This is a genomic window from Candidatus Methylomirabilota bacterium (assembly GCA_027293415.1).
In the GTDB taxonomy this organism is placed as follows: domain Bacteria; phylum Methylomirabilota; class Methylomirabilia; order Methylomirabilales; family CSP1-5; genus CSP1-5.
In genome coordinates, this window is record JAPUFX010000085.1 from 1 (window position 1) to 18,760 (window position 18,760).

The following is an 18,760-nucleotide window of genomic DNA, read 5'->3' on the forward strand; positions in this document are numbered from 1 at the left end:
CGCGTGTAACCGCCACGAGAACGCCGATCTGTTCCGGCTGGTCATTGGCGGCTACGGACTCTTCGGAATTGTCTCGTCTGTCACTTTACGTCTCGGTCCCAGAACAAAGGTAGAGCGGGTGGTGGAAGTGATCGACGTGGAAGACTTAATGGTCGCCGTTGAAAAGAAAGTATCTGATGGTTTCATCTACGGCGATCTTCAATTTTCCTGCGATGACAGATCGGATGATTTTCTTCGGAGGGGCGTCTTTTCGTGCTACCGGCCAGTGGATGAGAATACACCTATCCCTCAGCGTCAAAAGAGACTTTCCACGCAACAGTGGAAGGACCTCGTCCGCCTTGCCCATACGGCCAAGGGGGAGGCATTCGAGAAATACGCCAATCACTATCTCTCTACTTCCGGCCAGATCTATTGGTCAGACACCCAACAGCTGAGCGAGTATCTCGATGACTATCACCGCCCCCTGGATCGGAGCCTCGGTGCCCTTGACCGCGCGACCGAGATTATCACAGAGATCTACGTTCCAAGAGGTGCGCTGAACGGGTTTCTAGACGCGGTGCGGGATGACTTTCGAAAGAATCGCGTAGAGGCGATCTACGGGACGATCAGGCTGATCGAGCGGGATGAAGAGAGTTTTCTCGCATGGGCAAAAGAACCTTACGCTTGCATTATTTTCAACCTGCACACCGTTCACACCCCCGAGGGCCTACAGCACTCGGCAGCAGCATTCCGACGACTCATTGACATGGCGATTCGCCGCGGCGGGAGTTATTACCTGACCTACCACAAGTATGCTACCCGCGAGCAGGTCCTCACCTGTTACCCCCAGTTTCCGGAATTTCTCCGCCTCAAGAGGCAATACGATCCCGAAGAGCGGTTCCAGAGTGATTGGTACCGCCATTACAAGAAGATGTTTGCAGATGTACTCTGACGGCCAGAGACAAAACGCCCGGACGTCTCGGGGTAAAGAGCCACCACAAAGGTACACAGGATGGCTTTGGATTTTGCTGGCGCTGTTTTGTCTGCGTGTCATCGGGCAGATGTTAGTCGCTTTCCTTCATGTCTCGTTTCTGCCACCCATGGAGGAATGGTACTCCGGGCTCATCCCATACCCTTGGCTCTTGATGAGTCAGTTTTTCATCATTCTGGTGTTTGGCAAGGTTTGCATCGACTTTACTCGGGGACACGGGGGCTTCGTCGTGCCTCGTCGTGCCCTTGGATCGGGTCTCCTTACGTTCGGCTCCGTGTACTTCGGAGTCATGGTAGTCCGCTATGTGATTCGGATGAGCCTCTATCCCCAGGAGAGGTGGATGGGCGGATCGATTCCTATATTCTTCCACTGGATACTCGCGAGCTTCATCCTTTTGGTTGGGCGCTACCAGTGGGTCCGGACCCGCCCCACATCGGAGAAACACTCGTATCTTGCCGCCGGTGCCTCTTGGCACACTCCTTGCCCCCTGGACCTACTGACGTTCGAGACGGCTTTCGGCGCTGCCCACAAGACGTGGGACCAGATAAAAAAGTAGCAGAGCTGATGAGATCAACGCTGGAGGTGAACATTTAATGTCCGAGGGACGGTATACAGACCTCCTCAAATCTTTTGGCTTCCAGTCCTTCCTCTGGACCCAGTTCCTGGGAGCTTTCAACGACAACGTCTACAAGATCGTCGTCGCCATGCTCGCGGTACACGTGGCGACCAGTGCTGGCGGGGGGAGCGGCCAGCTCTCCCTGGTGGGTGCCGTTTTCATCCTCCCCTTCTTTCTCTTCTCTGGCTACGCGGGCCACGCCGCCGACACCTTCAGCAAACGGTCCGTCCTCATCGTCACTAAGGCGCTTGAGATCGTTGCCATGGCTCTGGGGATCTTCGCTTTCCTTTCCGGGCGGATCGACCTGATGCTAGGGGTCCTGTTCCTGATGGCGCTCCAGTCTACGTTTTTCAGTCCGGCCAAATACGGCATCCTGCCCGAGATGTTACCTGACAAGGATCTCTCCCGGGGCAATGGCCTGATAGAGATGACCACCTTTCTGGCCATCATCCTGGGAACCTCGATCGGCAGCGTGATGTTCGCCGCCTGGAAAGACCACCTTGGGTGGATCGGCCTTATCCTTATGGTACTCGCGGTGGCCGGGACCTTCACCAGTCTCGGGATCTCGCGGGTCCCGCCATCCGGCGCCCAAAAGCCGTTTCGCCTGAACCCCTGGGCTGAGATCGGCAAGGGTCTCACGCGGCTTTACCGTGACCGGACCCTCTGGCTCACGGTGGTGGGGATTTCTTACTTCTGGTTTTTGGGGGCCTTGCTCCAGATGGACATCATCCTCCTGGGCAAAGAAGTCATGGGCCTGGAGGACTTTTGGATTGGAATCCTTGGAACGTTCCTGGCCATTGGCATCGGGACCGGCAGCCTGGCAGCCGGGCGACTGTCGGGGGACAAGGTGGAGCTCGGATTGGTCCCTTTGGGTTCCGTCGGCATGGGAGTTTTTTCAATCCTGCTGGCCTTTTCTACTTCATCTTACGCCCAGACGGTCACGGCCCTTGCCCTGCTCGGGTTCGCGGGCGGGCTCTTTATCGTTCCCTTGAATACCCTCCTTCAGCAAAGGAGCGGCCGGGAGGAGAAAGGCCGGTTGATCGCAACGGCCAACTTCGTGAACACGGGAGGGATTCTTCTCGCCTCTGGAGTCCTCTGGACCTTTCGCGACCTCCTCCATCTCCAGGCGGATCGGATCATCCTCATCTTCGGAATCTTCACACTTCTCGCGACGCCCTACATCCTGACTATCCTCCCCGACTTTCTGATTCGATTCACCCTCTGGATGCTCACCCACACCCTTTACCGAATCCGCATTGTGGGGCAACAGCATATTCCCTTCCGTGGACCAGCGCTTTTGGTTTGTAACCACATTTCTCACGCCGACGCTCCCCTCGTGGGGGCATGCGTGCAGCGATTTATCCGCTTTATGATGTACCGGCCCTATTACGAGACGAAGGTCCTCAACTGGCTCTTTCGCCGCATGAAGGCCATTCCAGTTTCAGGTCGGAATCGAAGAGACATCTTGGAAGGTCTCGAGCGGGCGCGGGAAGAGCTGCGTCAGGGCCACGTGGTTTGTATCTTTGCCGAGGGCGCGGTGAGCCGGACGGGGAACCTGCTTCCATTCAGAAAGGGTTTCGAGAGGATTGTGGAGGGATTGAACGTCCCAGTGATTCCGGTGCATCTTGACCAGCTCTGGGGGAGCATTTTCAGCTTCAAGGATGGCAAGTTCTTCTGGAAGTGGCCCGAGCGCATTCCGTATCCCGTCACGGTGTCATTTGGCACGCCTATGCCCTCCACGACAAAGGCTGAGGAGGTCAGGCAGGCGATTATGGAGCTTGGCAGTGCCGCGGTTGAGTATCGGGGGAGCCTCCGGGATCAGCTGCATCTTCGGTTCCTCAGGACCGCCAAACGGCGATGGTTTTCGTTTGCGATGGCCGACTCCAGCGGCGAAAAGCTTACATACGGGGGAGCGCTCGTGCGCGGCCTGATACTCGCCAAGTGGGTTCGAAATCAGCGCCTGAAAGATTCAATGGTCGGACTCCTACTCCCCCCCTCGATCGGCGGGGCCCTGGCAAATATCGCGGTGTTGCTCGCTGGGAAGGTCCCGGTCAACCTTAACTTCACTGCGGGGCGAGAGGCCATGACCTCAGCCATCCAGCAGTGCGGCATCCGGACGATCCTCACGTCCCGCATCTTTTTGGCCAAAGCGAAACTCGAGGAGATAGAGGGGATGGTCTTCCTCGAAGAGGTCATGAAACGGATCACCCCCTTTCAAAAAGTCCAGACCACCGTTCTGGCCCTGCTCTTTCCCTCTCGCTTGCTCCAGGCCCTATACACTCATGAAGACCAGAAGCCCGACAGCCTTGCCACAATCATCTTCTCCAGCGGGAGCACCGGGATCCCCAAGGGGGTCATGCTCTCCCACCAGAACATCCTCTCCAACGTCGAAGGGTTGGCGCAAGTATTTTGGGTCACCAACAAAGACCGGCTCATGGGGGTCTTACCATTCTTCCACTCCTTCGGCTTTACCGGTAGCCTGTGGTTTCCACTCCTCTCCGGCTTCGGCGTGGTTTATCACTCGAACCCCTTAGATGCGAAGACCGTCGGCGCGATGGTGTCAAAACACGGGGCAACGATATTGATTGGTACCCCGACATTTTATGCGGCGTACCTCCGAAAATGTACGACCGAGGAGTTTTCCTCGCTCCGGATTGCGATCGTCGGCGCTGAGAAATTGCGCGAGCCGATCGCCAATGCCTTTAAGGAGAAGTACGGCCTGGACCTCTTGGAGGGGTACGGCTGCACGGAGCTTTCGCCGGTCGTCTCCGTGAACATCCCGGATTTCGAAGAGAGGACCTACCGGCAGACCGGCCTCAAGCCCGGGACGGCGGGGCACCCCATACCCGGAATTGCCGTGAAGGTCGTGGATCCTGACACGGGCGACCCACGTTCCTACGGAGAAGAGGGCTTGCTCTTGGTAAAAGGCCCCAACCAGATGGTCGGCTATCTGGGGCAGCCCGAGCAGACAGCGGAGGTCCTGCGGGACGGCTGGTATGTCACCGGAGACATCGCCGCGATCGATGAGGATGGTTTCATCCGCATCACGGACCGCCTATCCCGGTTCAGCAAGATCGGGGGCGAGATGGTCCCCCACATTAGGGTGGAAGAGGCCATCAACCGCATCCTTGCGGATCAGGAGTGCATAGTGACAGCGATTTCGGATGACCAGAAGGGTGAACGCCTCGTGGTCCTCTATACCCGCAAGGAGGTCACCCCGGAAGCACTCTGGAATCAATTGTGCAAGACAGATCTCCCCAAGCTCTGGATTCCCAAGCGCGAGAGCCTCTACTATGTCGAGACCATTCCGATCCTGGCAACGGGAAAGGTCGACCTAAGGCAGGCTAAGATGATGGCCATGGAGAAGGTAAGAGGCTGAGCGACTTTTTCTTCTCGGGCCACACCGCCATCGCCGTCTATGAGGCGATCGAACTCGCCCGGTTTCGCCGTCCGTGGCTCACCCTCGCCGCAACCACGGTGGCATTCATCGAAGCGCTGACGGTACTGGTGCTCCGGGCGCACTACACGATGGACGTATTTGCCGCTATCCTCGCCGCAGCTGTCGCCGCGCGCGTTGCGGTTAGCGTGGCACCCTCATTCGACCGGCTGCTCGCCGGCTGGCGTGCCTACCCACGGCAGGCTCCGGTTAACGTGGAGACACAACGAAAAGTACGTTGATGGACACACTTCGACACGAAAACGGGCTGACGTCACAGGCCCTTCGCATGCGGGTACTGCTGATCCTTGGACTCGCCATTGCAGCGACCGCCGCGGTGCTTTTCCTGCCGCCGATCGCTCAGGACAAGGCCTACCACAACTTTGCCGACGCGCGCAGCCTGCTTGGCGTCCCGAACTTGCTGAACGTCATTTCCAACATACCCTTTCTGGTGGTTGGCGCTCTCGGCGTGATATTTCTGCTGGGCCAATGGCCGATGCGGCAGGGTGGTCCGCTCATCGACCCCTGGGAGCGCTGGCCATTCCTGGTGCTGTTCGCGGGTGTGGGACTCACGGGATTCGGATCCGCCTACTATCACCTTGCCCCCACCAATGCGACGCTCTTCTGGGACCGGTTCCCGATGACCATCGCGTTCATGTCCTTCTTTACCGCTATCATTGCCGAGCGGATCAGCCTAAACGCAGGTCGCCGGCTGTTCCTGCCTCTCGTGGCAGCGGGCATGGGAAGTGTCGTGTCCTGGCACCTGGGCGAGCTTCAAGGAGCGGATGATCTCAGGTTCTATGGATTGATACAGTTTTTCCCCTTACTCGCCATCCCGCTCATGCTGCTCCTGTTCCCGCCGAGGTACACACGGACCGCTGATCTGTTCGGCGTGGTCGGCTTGTATGCACTGGCGAAGATCTTCGAGCTGCTCGATGCCCAGATCTTTGCGTTAGGAAGGCTCGTAAGCGGACACACTCTCAAGCATCTGGCATCCGCCATGGCAGCTTACTGGATCCTTCGAATGTTGAGGAAGCGGAGCCCGGTGGAGTCCCTTCATGCTCAGCAGCCCGCGGCTTCGCTCACTACGGCGCCCACCTCCCCTACATGCCTTTGAGAACCTTACCGATCTCGTTTGCGTTGTAGGCCCGCATGGTTTCAGTCTGGACGTTGCCCTTGGAGCCCGCCGCTAACAAGAGGCGGGTCGCGGTCGCGTCGTCGGGAGCATCGATGATCGTGACGATATCGTACTGACCCATCGTCCAGTAGATCTCCTTGACCTTCACCTTCATTCTTTTCGCCAGATTCCGAAAGGCCTCCGCGCGTTTCGTCGTTCCCTTGATGGTCCGGATCCCCTGGAGCGTATACTTGCCGAGAATGACATAAGTAGGCATCGTGTTTCCTCCTCTCCCGAGTTGCACATGGATGCAACCCTACACAGGATTGTTGTCCGCGGCAAAAAAAATTCAGTCCACTGCCGGGGACTGGGCACCCGCACTTTGTATCACTCATCAAAGTGTCGGGGAGGACCGAGAGTAATTCTAGCCGGACCGTCCCTAACCGGCCAGTAAAAAGCGCTCGGTCGGAAAGGTGGGTTTCGCCTTGACTCTAACATCGCTGACAAGTAGGGTGAAGTTTTTAGGAGGGCCGTCGTGATCAAATTTGTGAAGGCCCACGGATTGGGGAACGATTACATTGTCCTCAACGATGCCGACCTCGGTTTTAATCTGACCCCGGAGGCGATCCGACTCATCTGTCATCGACATTACGGCGTCGGCTCGGATGGCATCCTGCTCTTCGCCGGCCCGCGAACGCCCCCCTTCGGCCTCCGGATCTTCAACCCTGACGGGTGTGAGGCGGAAAAAAGTGGCAACGGGATTCGTATTTTTGCCAAATACCTTTTCGAACATGGTTACACCCGGGAAAAGGCCTTTTATATCGAGACCAAGGGAGGGCTCGTGCGGGTCGAAGTCGAGCTGGAGGGGGATCGGGTCACGCACGTAACGGTCGAGATGGGACGGGCAACCTTTCGCAGCCCCGAGATCCCTGTAACCGGAGAAGAACGAGAGGTGGTGAACGAGGAGATGAGACTCGAGGGGGACCGTCTCCCGTTCACCGCGGTCTCAGTAGGCAATCCCCACTGCGTCATTCTGGTGGATCAACTGGAACCGGAACATTTGCGACAGCTGGGACCCCAGATCGAACATCACACGTTGTTCCCCCAACGGACCAACGTGCAGTTTGCCAAGGTGGAATCGCGGGACCGGGTGGCTATTCTAATCTGGGAACGCGGGGCAGGCTACACGCTGGCATCGGGCACGAGCGCCTGCGCGGTGGCTGCTGCCTGTCGCCGACAGGGTTTGGTGGATGACCAGGTGACGATCCAGATGCCCGGCGGGGATCTCGCCGTCACGATCCGGCCAAATTGGGAGCTGACGATGCGGGGCCCCGTCAGCGAAGTGTACACTGGCAACCTGAGCCCCGATCTCGTTGAAGAGATCAAAAAGGCGAGACCTTCCTAGGCAAACAGAGGGATTACGACCTCTCCTGAAGGATCTTACTGGCCTTCTCAACCGTATCACGCTCACTCCGGTAGGTGAGACGCGTCAAGGCCTCGGTCAGCGGCATCCAGCGAACCTCTTCGACCTCGAAGTCGTGATGGTTCGGATCTCCTCCCGTGTGTTCAAAAAGATAAAAGTGGACGCGCTTGTGGATTCGATGACCTGCCTCCCGGTCCACAAACCAGTATTCGATCTCCCCGACCTTCCCCAGACACCGACCGGTAAGGCCAGTCTCCTCCTGCGCTTCCCGCAGAGCCGTCTGCTCAGGATTTTCACCAGACTCCACGAGCCCTTTAGGCAGGGCCCAGATTGTCCCCCCTCTCAGCCCGATGGTGGCGATTTCCGGTCCCAGCGTCCCGCGGCGGTAAAGAACCCCTCCTGAAGAAACCTGATTCCGGACCGGCATCCTCGGTTTCCCGGTCTTTCCTTTCTCGCTCTCGGCTTCGGACTTCGGACGCCGGACCACAGCTCCATCTCCTAACGAGAGGGTCTCATTGATAGAATGAACACCGCTAGCCCGCATTATTCACGAACGGAGTGTCTTCGTGAATAATGCGCCTGCAGGTGCGGGCTCGACCGCACCGGCAGGTTTCGATCCCGCCGCTGCGGCGGGCCTCAAGGCTAGCCCTGAGCGACGCCCCGCACACGCGGGGCGGAGTCGAAGCCCGGAGGGCAGATTATTCACTTCTCTGTGAATAATCCGGGCTAGCTCACCGCTCCTTCAATGCCACAACCGTGGCACCGCTCCCTCCTTCACCGATCTCGGCGAGATGAAACCCCTCGACCAGAGTGTGGCTGGCCAGAAACTTGTGGACCCCCTTTCGGAGCACACCTGTTCCCTTGCCATGGATCACCCTGACCCGCCGAAGACCTAATAAGAAGGCGGCATCTAGATACTTCTCCAAGCGGCGTGATGACTCTTCGACAGTGCAACCAATTAGGTTGATCTCAGGGCCAATGGACTGGGTCCCCTCCACGAAGAGCGGCACCTCGGCGCGCGGCCCCTCTCGGGACCGGGCCGGGCAGAGCGCCGTGACAGGTAGGCGGACCCTGCCCACGGTGAGTTGCACCTCCACGGTCCCTTGCGGAGAGACCGATGTCAGAACCTGCCCTTCCCGGTGGAGCCCCGCAACCCTGACCCATCGGCCTGGACCAATCTCGGCCCCTGCCTCAAGCCCATTGACCGGAGGTGTGTCGTTCGCCTCCACCCTTGCCTTCAGCTCCTCGAGCCCTTGATGAAAACCCCGAATCTCCTCCCGCCGACCACCCTGATCCCGGAGTGCCCGAATCAGGCCCTCTCCCTGCTGGCGGAGTTCAGCAAGGAGCTGCCTCGATTCTTTCCGCGCCTGATGTGTAAGTTCCTTGATCCCCTCGCGCAACCGCACCACGAGTTTCTCCGCTTCTTTCTTCAGGGTTGTGGCCTGCTCGACCTCGTGATGCAGCCGGGTCTTGAGCCGGTCGACCTCCCGGCGGTCGACTTCGAGGGTCTCAAGGAAAGCCTGGGTATTTTGGTGCCCATCGGTGAGGACACCTCTGGCCCTTTCCAAAACTGCCCCGGGCAGACCGAGACGGCCAGCGATCTCCAACCCGTAGCTCTTGCCGGGGAGACCCAGCCGGACATGGTATGCAGGAGCCAGGCGTTCTAGATCGAATTCGACGCTGGCATTTTCCACGCCGGGAGTGAGGGCAGCAAAGGCCTTGACCGCCTCCAAATGAGTACTGGCGATCACCGAGGCGCCTCGCTCCCGGAGCGCGTCCAGGATGGCAATACCGAGGGCGGCACCTTCCGAGGGATCGGTCCCGGCCCCGAGCTCATCCAGAAGGATCAAGGTTTCAGGTCCTGCATGGGCCAAGATCTTGATGACCTGGCTCATGTGGGAGGAGAAGGTACTCAGGCTCTGTTCAATACTCTGCTCATCCCCAATATCGGCAAACACGGATCGGTAGCAGGGAATCTGGCTGTCCGGAGAAGCTGGGATGGGGAGACCGGACAATGTCATTAGGGTGAGAAGACCAGCGGTCTTCAGGGCGACGGTCTTTCCACCCGTGTTCGGTCCGGTGACCACCAGCACAGAAAACACCCCACCAACTTCGAGGTCAATGGGGACTGGCATCCCTTGCGGGCCGAGACTCAGCACGAGGAAGGGATGGCGAGCCTGACGCAGGATGAGGCGGCGGTCCCGGGTGACCCGCGGAACCTGAGCCCTGAGACGGACGGCTAGACGACCTTTGGCGGCCAGTAGGTCCAGATTACCCAGAAGCCCCAAGAGTGCCTGGATGATTTCCGCTTCTCGCCCAACTAGTGCTGTAAGGGCCCGGAGGACTTTGATCGCCTCCTCTTCCTCTTCCCGCAGCAGGCTCCGCAACCGGTTGTTCATCTCCACCACTGGGGTGGGCTCTAGGAAAAGGGTGAGGCCGCTCCCTGACTGATCCTGGACAATTCCCTTGATCCGCCCCTTGGCAGACGACTTCACCGGAATTACGTATCGGTCATTGCGAAGTGTGATGATCGGTTCGGCAAGGGTCGCCTGGTAGACGGGAGACGTCAGATACCACTCCAGCTTTACGAGAATGGCCGCCCGAAGGGTGCGCATATCCTGCCGAACCCGTTCAACCCCTGGGCTGGCCGTATCGGCCACCTCTGCCTCTGGCGTAATAGCCCCACCAATTGCCGCGCAGAGGGCTTCGGGGGGGACAAGGCCACGGGCCTGCTTCCAGAGGAGGGGCGCCCCCTCCTTCTCCCGATGGAAAAAGGTCCGGAGTCGGCGGGCCGCCTCCAGGGTTTCATAAATCTGCCAGAGGGACCGAGGATCGAGTGTGGCCCCCTCGATCCTCGCCCGGTTAAGATGGAGGCGAATATCAGTCACCCCACCGAAGGGTGGCTCCTCACCCCGTTCAAAGAGTGCCTTTGCCTCCGCGGCCTCGGCCAGGGCTTCCTGTACCCGTTCCAAGTCGTGCACAGGACTGAGATGCTGTGCCCGCTCTTTGCCCAAGGGGGTGTTCGCCGCCTCCTGGAGAAGACTCAGGACGCCGGTAAACTCTAATCCTGTCTGTGACCGGTCATCCATCCCTTAGAGTGCTCCAGGAAAAAATCGAGGGACCCCTTGCGGAGTCCCTTGAACTTTATTCTGTTCCCCATACACCATCGTGGAGTAGCCTCCTGCTCGCCTTTAGACGCGTCATCCCCCTCCAGAAAGTTCCTGTCTCACCAGCTGGCTTACGACCTTTCCATCAGCCCTCCCGGCCACCTGAGGCATCAGGTACGCCATCACCTTTCCCATGTCTTTTACCGAAGAGACTCCCGTAGCGGCGATGGCTTCCCTCACTTTCGCAGATAGCTCCTCGGCTGTCATCGCTTTGGGGAGGAATTGCTCGAGAACCTGAAGCTCCCCCTCTTCTTTGAGAACGAGGTCCTCCCGCCCCCCCTGGCGGAAATGGTAGATGGCGTCTCGACGCTGGGTACATTCCTTGACGATGAGCTGCAGAATCTCGGGCTCGGTCAGCTGTCCGCGCTTTTCCACCTCGCGATTCTTCACAGCGGACAAGAGCAGACGGAGGGTTGAAAGCTCCACTCTTCGGCCGGCCTTTAAGGCCGCCTGAAGATCCTGGTGGAGGCGGGCCTGAAGACCCATTCTATTCCTGCACCACGCGCATCTTCTTTAGCAACTTCTTCCGGACGGCGAGAGCCTTCTTTTTCCGGCGGACGCTTGGCTTTTCGTAATGCTCTCGCCTTCTCATCTCGGAGAGGACTCCAGCCTTTTCCAGCTGTTTCTTAAAGCGCCTCAGCGCGCTCTCGAAGCTCTCGTCCTCCCGGACGATAACGCTGATCACGCCTCACACCCCCCCCACTTAGACTATTTGTTATTTTGATACTTACGATAGATAAAACCGATGGTTGGCATAGAAAGTCGATGATAGATTATACTATCCGGGCCGGTTTGTCAACGTCCTTTCCCTCTTTTCCCTTTTTTTTCAATTCGGTCTTCCGTTTTCCCACCCGGCTCTGAAATTCGTTCCACAAGTCCTTCAAGGCAATACCCCGTGCCCCTAGGAGGACCATCGTATGAAACCAGAGGTCCACCACCTCATGCACGATCTCCTTGCGTCGCCCCCCTTTGACACTTAAAAGAACTTCAGAGGTCTCCTCGGCGATTTTCTTGAGGATCTTGTCCTCCCCTTCTCGCAACAGGGAGGCCACATATGATGCGCTGGGCCGCTTTTGCTTGCGCTCCAAAATCGTCCCATAGACCGCATCAAGGACTTGGGATGAGACACCATAGACCTCCTCAGGCCGAAAAGCCCGCTCCATAATCGGAGCGGAGGAGGTGAGATTCCTCTTGACCCGCCGGAAGAAGCACGACCGATAGCCAAGATGGCACGCGGCCACCTGCTGCTCCACCTGCAGTAGAAGGACGTCACCATCGCAGTCGAGGCGGACCTCTCGAACCCGCTGCAGATGTCCTGACTCTTCTCCTTTCTTCCAGAGTTGACCCCGGGACCGGCTGTAGTAGTGCGCAAAGCCGGTATCCAGAGTCATCCGAAGAGCCGCGCGGTTCATATAGGCCATCATCAATACTTGACCCGTCCTGGCATGCTGGGCGATGGCCGAGATCAAACCGTCTTTATTAAACTTGAGATTAGCTGGGATCTTAGCCACCGTTCCTCCTTGGTTCAGAGTTCATGGTTCAGGGTTCAGAGCAAAAAGCTGTGGCCACGCGGGCCTGGCAGTTAGCAGTCAGCTGTCAGCCGTCAGCAAGGAGCTAGAATCCTTAGGACCATTTCAGCCGACCGATCAAACCCCTTATGTCTCTGTGTCGACTGCTGACTACCGATAGCTGACCGCTGGAATCCTGAACCCTTACCTCTGAACCCTGAACCCTCAACGAGGACCGCTTCGCGGTCCTAGAGCCGAACGGGGATGCCGCGCTGGCTCAGGTAGGTCTTGGCTTCGGGCACGGAGATCTCTCCGAAGTGGAAAATAGACGCGGCAAGGACCGCATCGGCCTTGCCGATGGCGAGGGCTTCGTACAGATGCTCCACCGTCCCGGCACCTCCGGAGGCAATGACCGGTACGTCTACCTGCTCGGCGACCGCGGCAGTCAGATCCAAATCGTACCCCTCTCGCGTGCCGTCACAATCCATACTTGTCAGGAGGATCTCCCCCGACCCCAACGAGACCCCCTGATCCGCCCATGCTACCGCATCCAAACCAGTCGGCGTGCGGCCTCCATGAATATATACTTCCCACGAAAGTCCAAAGTCCGCGGTCCGTGGTCCAACGTCCGAGGTCCGACGTCCGATCTCTCCCGGACCGTCTTCCGACTTCGGCCTTTGGACTTTGGACTGCGGACGTCGTTTGGCGTCGATGGCGAGAACGATGCATTGGCTGCCGAACCGCTCTGCCGCCTCCCGAATCAGGTTGGGCTTTTGCACCGCCGCGGTGTTGAGGGAGACCTTATCCGCCCCGGCCAGCAGCAGAACCCGAATGTCGTCCACATCCCGGATGCCTCCTCCTACCGTCAGAGGTGTAAAAGCCCTCGCAGCCGTCTTCTCGACTACCCCGATCAGGATCTTCCGGCGCTCGGCCGATGCGGTAATGTCGAGGAAGACCAGCTCGTCGGCCCTGTCCCGATCGTACCGCTCCGCCACCTCTGCTGGATCCCCCGCGTCTCGAAGGTCGACGAAGCGGGTCCCCTTCACTACCCGGCCGTCCTTGACGTCGAGGCAGGGAATGATCCGCCTTGCTAGCATCGACGAAGCGTCTCCTCTGCCGCCACTGCAAGCGCCGCCTCGAGCTCGATAGCACCGCTGTACAGAGCCTTCCCAACAATGCAGCCGGCCACACCCTTGATGGTCCGAAGCCGCCGAATGTCGTCCAATGAAGCAATGCCTCCAGAGGCGAGGACCGGGTGACGGCTCTGCCTCGCCATCGCTTCCAACATCTCAAGATTGGGTCCTTCCAACGTCCCGTCCTTGAGGATGTCGGTATAGAGGATCCCGCCCAACTCCATGGAGGCCACCCCTTCCGCTACCTCCTCAGGCGAACGGTCCGAGAACTCGCGCCATCCTTTAACCGCCACCCTACCTCCTCGGGCATCGAGAGCGAGGATGACCCGCCTCGGATAGGCCGTACAGACCTGTTCGAGAAAGTCCGAGTCCAGGATCGCCGAAGTCCCCACAACTACCATGGCCACGCCAGCGGCGAAGGCCGCCTCGACCGCTTCCGCAGTTCTCAGGCCACCCCCCGCCTGGACCGGAATCTTGACCGCCCGCGCAATCGCTCCAATCACCGAGTGCTGTTTGGGTCCCCCGGCAAACGCCCCGTCCAGGTCGACCACGTGGAGACGCGGCGCCCCTTTGGCTTCCCACTCCCGCGCGACCGCCACAGGATCGTCACCATACACCGTCTCCCGGGCCGGATCCCCTTGGGTCAGACGAACTGCCCTCCCATGCCTTACATCGATGGCGGGAATGATCAACATATAGTGACCTGTTTCGCTGTCAGCTATCAGCTGTCCGCCCAAGACCGGCTCCCGAAAGCTGATTGCTGTTGCTGATTGCTGACGGCTTTACCTTTCGGCCAGGCTGCCAAAATTAGCAAGGAGCTGCAGGCCGCATGCCTGGCTCTTCTCGGGATGGAACTGGGTGGCAAAGAGGTTGTCACGCCAGATCATCGAGGTGAAACGGACCCCGTATTCAGTGATCCCGGCGATGACTCCCCGTTCGTCAGGTTCCACGAAGTACGAGTGAACAAAGTAGAAGTACGAGCCATCGGGAATCCCCTTCAGGATTGGCACCTCTCTTTGCAGGTGCACCTGGTTCCATCCCATATGGGGAATTTTTAAGCGCAATGTCCCGTCACCGCTCACCGGTGACGGAACAGACTCGGGAAAACGACGGACCCGCCCCCGGAGGATATCAAGGCCCTTATGGAGGCCAAACTCCTCACTCTCCGAGAAGAGAAAATGGAGGCCGAGACAGATCCCCAGGATCGCCTTGCCGGATTCGATCTCCCGCATCAGAGGCTCAATGAAGCCTGCCACCTTGAGCGTGGCAATCCCATCGGCAAAGGCCCCCACTCCTGGGAGCACGATCCCCGCCGCGTCCCGAAGGAGACGAGGCTCCTTGACCACACGCGCGGCGACCCCGACTTTCTCAAATCCCTTCTCCACGCTCCGCAGATTGGCGATCCCGCTGTCGATAATGGCAATCATCACGGCTCGATGACCGATCACCGTTCACCGATGACCGAGAGGAACAAAAACCCTTTCCCGTTACTTTGTCATCGGTCGTCGGTGATGGGTTTTCGGCTTATGGTGGTCTGTCGTCGGTCGTCGGTTATCGGTCATCGGTCAGCGGGCCGTCTACAGTTTTCCCTTCGTCGAGGGAATGCCTTTGACTCGTGGATCCAGAGAGATCGCCGCGTCCAAGGCGCGGCCCGCCGCCTTGAAGACCGCCTCGGCCATGTGGTGCGTGTTCTCGCCGTAAGGGATTCCGATATGGAGATTTGCCTTGAGAGCTGTGGCAAAGGCCCGAAAGAACTCTTTCAGGAGTGTGGCGTCGAACTCCCCAATCTTTCCTGTCAGCCCGTCTGCCCGGTATGCCAGGTATGGCCGACCGCTCAAATCGACGGCGACCCAGCCTAACGCATCGTCCATCGGCACTGTCGCCTCACCGTAGCGCCGAATACCCGTCCGGTTGCCCAGCGCCTGGGCAAATGCTTCTCCCAGGGCCAAACCGACGTCCTCCATGGTGTGGTGAGGATCCACCGCCAAGTCTCCTTTGGCCCTAAGTGTGAGGTTGAAGAGCCCGTGTTTCGTGAGTTGCGCAAGCATGTGATCAAAGAACGGAAGACCAGTCTTGATTTGGTAGCTCCCCTGCCCGTCGAGTTCTAGCTCGACGCCAACATCGGTCTCGGTGGTCCGCCGACGGATCGCCGCCTTGCGCGCCACGTATCTTTTCTTCCCTCTCAAGATCCCTCCTGCTTTCGAATCCGGACAGCCCGGGCGTGGCCATCGAGCCCTTCGAGAGATGCTAGCGTCACGGCAGGGTCCCCCAGCCGCTTCAGTCCCTCGGCACTGAAATGGAGCAGGCTCGTACGGTGTAGGAAATCTTCCACCGAGAGGGGTGACGCAAACCGCGCCGTTCCCCCTGTCGGCAGCACATGGTTCGGGCCGGCGAGGTAGTCCCCGAGGGTCTCGGGGGAAAATGCCCCCAGAAACACGGCCCCTGCATGCCGGACGCGTTCGAGCTGCGCCCACGGATCCTGGCAGTGAAGCTCCACATGTTCGGGAGCGATCTCGTTGACCAGCGCGAAGCAGGCCTCAAGGTCTTGTGCTACGAGGATAGCGCCATTATTGGTCAGGCTTGCTTCGGCTATGCTGCGCCGCGGAAGGTCGTTGAGCTGCCGGTTCAGTTCGGCCTCCACCTTTCGAGCGAGCGCCTCACTGGTCGTGATACAGAGGGCCATGGCCATTTCATCATGCTCGGCCTGGGCGAGGAGGTCCGCGGCGACGTACGCAGGCTCCGCGGCTCCGTCCGCCACAACCACGACCTCGCTAGGCCCGGCGATCGCATCGATCCCCACGGTGCCAGCCACTAAGCGCTTGGCGGTCGCCACGTAGATGTTGCCCGGACCCACGATCTTATCGACTCTGGGGATGCTGGCTGTCCCGAAGGCCAACGCCCCGATCGCTTGCGCCCCTCCCACCTTGTAAATCTCGCCAACCTCCGCCAGGGCAGCAGCCACGAGGACTGCAGGATGGACGGTGAGATTGGAAGTGACCGGGGTGCAGATCGCCCGCCGTTTGACCCCTGCCACACGCGCAGGGAGAGCATTCATGAGCACGGTAGAGGGATAGGCCGCTTTCCCGCCGGGGACATAGATCCCAACCGCATCCAGGGGTCGACAGAGCTGGCCGAGGATCGCCCCCTCCTCGGTAAGGAACCAGGACTCGGGGAGCTGTCGGCGGTGAAAGGCCTCGATCCGCACTGCGGCCAGCTTTAAAGCTTCGACCGCCTCGGGGGAGAGATCATCAAAGGCTCGTGCCACCTCTTCCGGAGTGACCCGGATCGTCGCCGGCGTGAGAGACGCCTCATCAAAACGCTGCGCGTACTCTAAGACGGCCGTATCGCCTTTTTCGCGGACCTCGGTGAGGATAGGGCGAACCACGACCTCCGCCTCGGCGGACACCGTCGCCCGCCGCACCGCGAGCTCTTTCAGGAAGGCGGCTCCTACATCCCCATCAGCGCGGAGGAGTCGCATCATGCCCTCCCTCCCGCACGACGGTCATCAGTCGGTCAATCAGCCCACGAACCTGCTGGTACTTGGTCTTCAAGGCCGCCCGATTGACGATGAGCCGCGCCGTAGCGGTCGCGATCTCTTCCACTTCCTCTAATTCGTTCTCCCGCAAGGTTCGTCCGGTGTCGACCAAATCCACAATTCGCTCGCAGAGTCCCAGCGACGGTGCCAGCTCGACGGACCCCGAGAGGCGAATGATCTCTACCTGCACGCCCTGCTCGGTGAAGTACCGTTCGGCTATCTGGGGATATTTGGTGGCCACCCGGACGGCGGAGACTCCGACGGGTCTTCCCCGACTCTGGAGGTTCTTCGGCTGGGCGACGACCAAACGACAGGCCCCAAACTTGAGGTCCAGCGGTTCGTAGACATCCCGCTCTTGCTCCAGGAGGATATCTTTTCCCACCACCCCCATATCGGTGGCACCGTACTCCACATAGGTGGGAATATCGGCCGGACGGAGGATCAGGAAGCGATACGCCCCGGTGGAATCCTCACACAGGAGACGCCGGGATTCTGTGAGCCCCTCCAGCCCGTGGATCCCCGCCGCCTCAAAGAGCTTGATGGCCTCAGGAAAAAGCCGTCCCTTGGGAAGGGCTATAGCGATCTGTCCTCGCTGCATTCAGCCCTCCACTCGTTGGATCTCCCCGCCGAGGGAGTGAAGCTTTGCCTCTAATCGCTCGTAGCCGCGATCCAGGTGATAGATGCGGTGGAGCACCGTTTCTCCGCGGGCTTGCAGTCCTGCGATGACCAAGGAGGCACTGGCGCGTAGATCGGTCGCCATCACAGGGGCTCCGCGGAGGCAGGGGACACCCTGGACAAGAGCGGTCGGGCCGCCGAACGTAATATCCGCTCCCATCCGCACCAGCTCAGGGATGTGCATAAAGCGGTTTTCGAAGACCGTTTCCGTGATGACAGATTTCCCATCGGCGATCGTCATCAAGGCCATGATCTGGGCCTGAACATCGGTGGCGAAACCAGGAAAGGGCGCGGTGGTGATATCCACCGCCTGCGGCCGGGTACCCATCCGTACCCGGAGTCCTCCCTCCTCTACCGCCACGGCCGCCCCTGCCTCCTGGAGTGTCGTCGTCACCGCTTCGAAGTGTTGGGGAATGCACCCCTGGATCAAGACATCGCCCTGGGTGATGGCCCCTGCCACCGCCAAGGTCGCCGCCTCGATCCGATCCGGGACAATCCGGTGTTGGGTACCCGCCAGGTCCTCGACCCCCTCGATGGTTATGGTGGACGTCCCAGCCCCCTCGATCCGGGCTCCCATCTTTTGGAGAAGATGCGCCAAGTCTCCTACCTCCGGCTCGCGGGCGGCATTTTCGAGGACGGTGGTCCCCTTCGCTAACGTCGCCGCCATCATGAGATTTTCGGTTCCCGTGACGGAGACTTGTTCGAACGCAAAGCGGGTCCCGATGAGGCGAGGCGCCTTGGCCACCACGTACCCCTCTACGATCTCGATCTCCGCTCCCATCCTTTGGAGTCCAGCCAGATGCAGGTTGATCGGGCGCGGGCCAATGGCACAGCCCCCGGGTAGCGAAACTCGGGCCTTCCCGAATCTGGCGAGGAGGGGACCCAGCACCAGCACCGAGGCCCGCATCGTCCGCACGAGATCGTACGGAGCCTCGCAACGACGAACCGCCCGCGAACTGAGACACACGGTCCCCAAACCACCTTCGCGAGACTCTACTCCCATGAACTGCAGCAGCCTCTCGATCGTCGTCACATCTCGGAGAGATGGAATATTTTCTAGGACGAGCTCGTCCGAGGCAAGGAGCACGGCCACCATCGCGGGAAGGGCCGAGTTCTTTGCTCCACTTACCGTCACGCTACCGCACAGGGGATGCCCACCCCGGATCAGCAACCGATCCAC

The 18,760-nt window shown here is 59.5% G+C and carries 18 protein-coding genes; 5 read left to right on the forward strand and 13 right to left on the reverse strand.

The window, feature by feature from the left end; genetic code table 11:
• The 4 genes from O6929_06535 to O6929_06550 form a co-directional block, all read left to right on the forward strand.
• Positions 1 to 931, forward strand: a 931-nt coding sequence (locus O6929_06535; protein ID MCZ6480041.1) for a hypothetical protein, incomplete at its 5' end; no start/stop codon positions are given.
• Positions 932 to 1,124: 193 nt separating this feature from the next.
• The gene (locus tag O6929_06540; protein ID MCZ6480042.1) at positions 1,125 to 1,526 is read left to right on the forward strand and encodes a hypothetical protein; all 402 of its coding nucleotides are present in this window, start codon (positions 1,125 to 1,127) and stop codon (positions 1,524 to 1,526) included.
• Positions 1,527 to 1,563: 37 nt separating this feature from the next.
• Positions 1,564 to 4,965, forward strand: a complete 3,402-nt coding sequence (locus O6929_06545) for an acyl-[ACP]--phospholipid O-acyltransferase (protein ID MCZ6480043.1) — start codon at positions 1,564 to 1,566, stop codon at positions 4,963 to 4,965.
• 346 nt (positions 4,966 to 5,311) lie between these two features.
• On the forward strand, positions 5,312 to 6,139 hold the full coding sequence (locus O6929_06550; GenBank protein MCZ6480044.1) for an alkaline phytoceramidase: 828 nt from the start codon (positions 5,312 to 5,314) through the stop codon (positions 6,137 to 6,139).
• Here the strand turns inward: O6929_06550 and O6929_06555 are convergent.
• The gene (locus O6929_06555; protein MCZ6480045.1) at positions 6,126 to 6,416 is read right to left on the reverse strand and encodes a GYD domain-containing protein; all 291 of its coding nucleotides are present in this window, start codon (positions 6,414 to 6,416) and stop codon (positions 6,126 to 6,128) included. The two genes, O6929_06550 and O6929_06555, sit on opposite strands and share 14 nt — an antisense overlap.
• Positions 6,417 to 6,677: 261 nt before the next feature.
• On the opposite strand from O6929_06555, the gene dapF reads away from it, so the two are divergent.
• Positions 6,678 to 7,544: a diaminopimelate epimerase gene (dapF, locus tag O6929_06560; protein ID MCZ6480046.1), complete on the forward strand. Its 867-nt coding sequence runs from the start codon at positions 6,678 to 6,680 to the stop codon at positions 7,542 to 7,544.
• A gap of 13 nt (positions 7,545 to 7,557) precedes the next feature.
• On the opposite strand, the gene O6929_06565 is transcribed toward dapF, so the two are convergent.
• The 12 genes from O6929_06565 to murA all read right to left on the reverse strand — a co-directional run bounded on the left by O6929_06565 (position 7,558) and on the right by murA (position 18,760).
• Positions 7,558 to 8,049, reverse strand: a complete 492-nt coding sequence (locus O6929_06565) for an NUDIX hydrolase (GenBank protein ID MCZ6480047.1) — start codon at positions 8,047 to 8,049, stop codon at positions 7,558 to 7,560.
• 244 nt (positions 8,050 to 8,293) lie between these two features.
• Positions 8,294 to 10,651 (reverse strand): endonuclease MutS2, encoded by a 2,358-nt coding sequence (locus tag O6929_06570; GenBank protein MCZ6480048.1) that lies wholly within the window; start codon positions 10,649 to 10,651, stop codon positions 8,294 to 8,296.
• A 111-nt stretch (positions 10,652 to 10,762) separates the two neighbouring features.
• Positions 10,763 to 11,215, reverse strand: coding sequence for a GatB/YqeY domain-containing protein (locus O6929_06575; GenBank protein MCZ6480049.1), 453 nt, complete (start codon positions 11,213 to 11,215; stop codon positions 10,763 to 10,765).
• A gap of 1 nt (position 11,216) precedes the next feature.
• On the reverse strand, positions 11,217 to 11,414 hold the full coding sequence (rpsU, locus tag O6929_06580; GenBank protein ID MCZ6480050.1) for a 30S ribosomal protein S21: 198 nt from the start codon (positions 11,412 to 11,414) through the stop codon (positions 11,217 to 11,219).
• Positions 11,415 to 11,502: 88 nt separating this feature from the next.
• Positions 11,503 to 12,240 carry a bifunctional phosphoribosyl-AMP cyclohydrolase/phosphoribosyl-ATP diphosphatase HisIE gene (gene hisIE, locus O6929_06585; GenBank protein MCZ6480051.1) on the reverse strand — a complete coding sequence of 246 codons (738 nt, stop codon included), beginning with the start codon at positions 12,238 to 12,240 and terminating at the stop codon, positions 11,503 to 11,505.
• Between the two features lie 245 nt (positions 12,241 to 12,485).
• Positions 12,486 to 13,334: an imidazole glycerol phosphate synthase subunit HisF gene (hisF, locus tag O6929_06590; GenBank protein ID MCZ6480052.1), complete on the reverse strand. Its 849-nt coding sequence runs from the start codon at positions 13,332 to 13,334 to the stop codon at positions 12,486 to 12,488.
• Positions 13,328 to 14,107: a 1-(5-phosphoribosyl)-5-[(5-phosphoribosylamino)methylideneamino]imidazole-4-carboxamide isomerase gene (hisA, locus tag O6929_06595; GenBank protein ID MCZ6480053.1), complete on the reverse strand. Its 780-nt coding sequence runs from the start codon at positions 14,105 to 14,107 to the stop codon at positions 13,328 to 13,330. Before hisA ends, hisF begins: the two co-directional genes overlap by 7 nt.
• A gap of 45 nt (positions 14,108 to 14,152) precedes the next feature.
• The gene (gene hisH, locus O6929_06600) at positions 14,153 to 14,797 is read right to left on the reverse strand and encodes an imidazole glycerol phosphate synthase subunit HisH (protein MCZ6480054.1); all 645 of its coding nucleotides are present in this window, start codon (positions 14,795 to 14,797) and stop codon (positions 14,153 to 14,155) included.
• A gap of 150 nt (positions 14,798 to 14,947) precedes the next feature.
• Positions 14,948 to 15,535, reverse strand: a complete 588-nt coding sequence (gene hisB, locus O6929_06605; protein ID MCZ6480055.1) for an imidazoleglycerol-phosphate dehydratase HisB — start codon at positions 15,533 to 15,535, stop codon at positions 14,948 to 14,950.
• Positions 15,536 to 15,552: 17 nt separating this feature from the next.
• Positions 15,553 to 16,851 (reverse strand): histidinol dehydrogenase, encoded by a 1,299-nt coding sequence (gene hisD, locus O6929_06610; GenBank protein MCZ6480056.1) that lies wholly within the window; start codon positions 16,849 to 16,851, stop codon positions 15,553 to 15,555.
• A complete protein-coding gene (hisG, locus tag O6929_06615; GenBank protein ID MCZ6480057.1) occupies positions 16,829 to 17,503 on the reverse strand; it encodes an ATP phosphoribosyltransferase in 675 nt (224 codons plus the stop codon). The genes hisD and hisG overlap by 23 nt, the downstream gene beginning before the upstream one ends.
• On the reverse strand, positions 17,504 to 18,760 hold the full coding sequence (gene murA / locus O6929_06620; GenBank protein MCZ6480058.1) for a UDP-N-acetylglucosamine 1-carboxyvinyltransferase: 1,257 nt from the start codon (positions 18,758 to 18,760) through the stop codon (positions 17,504 to 17,506).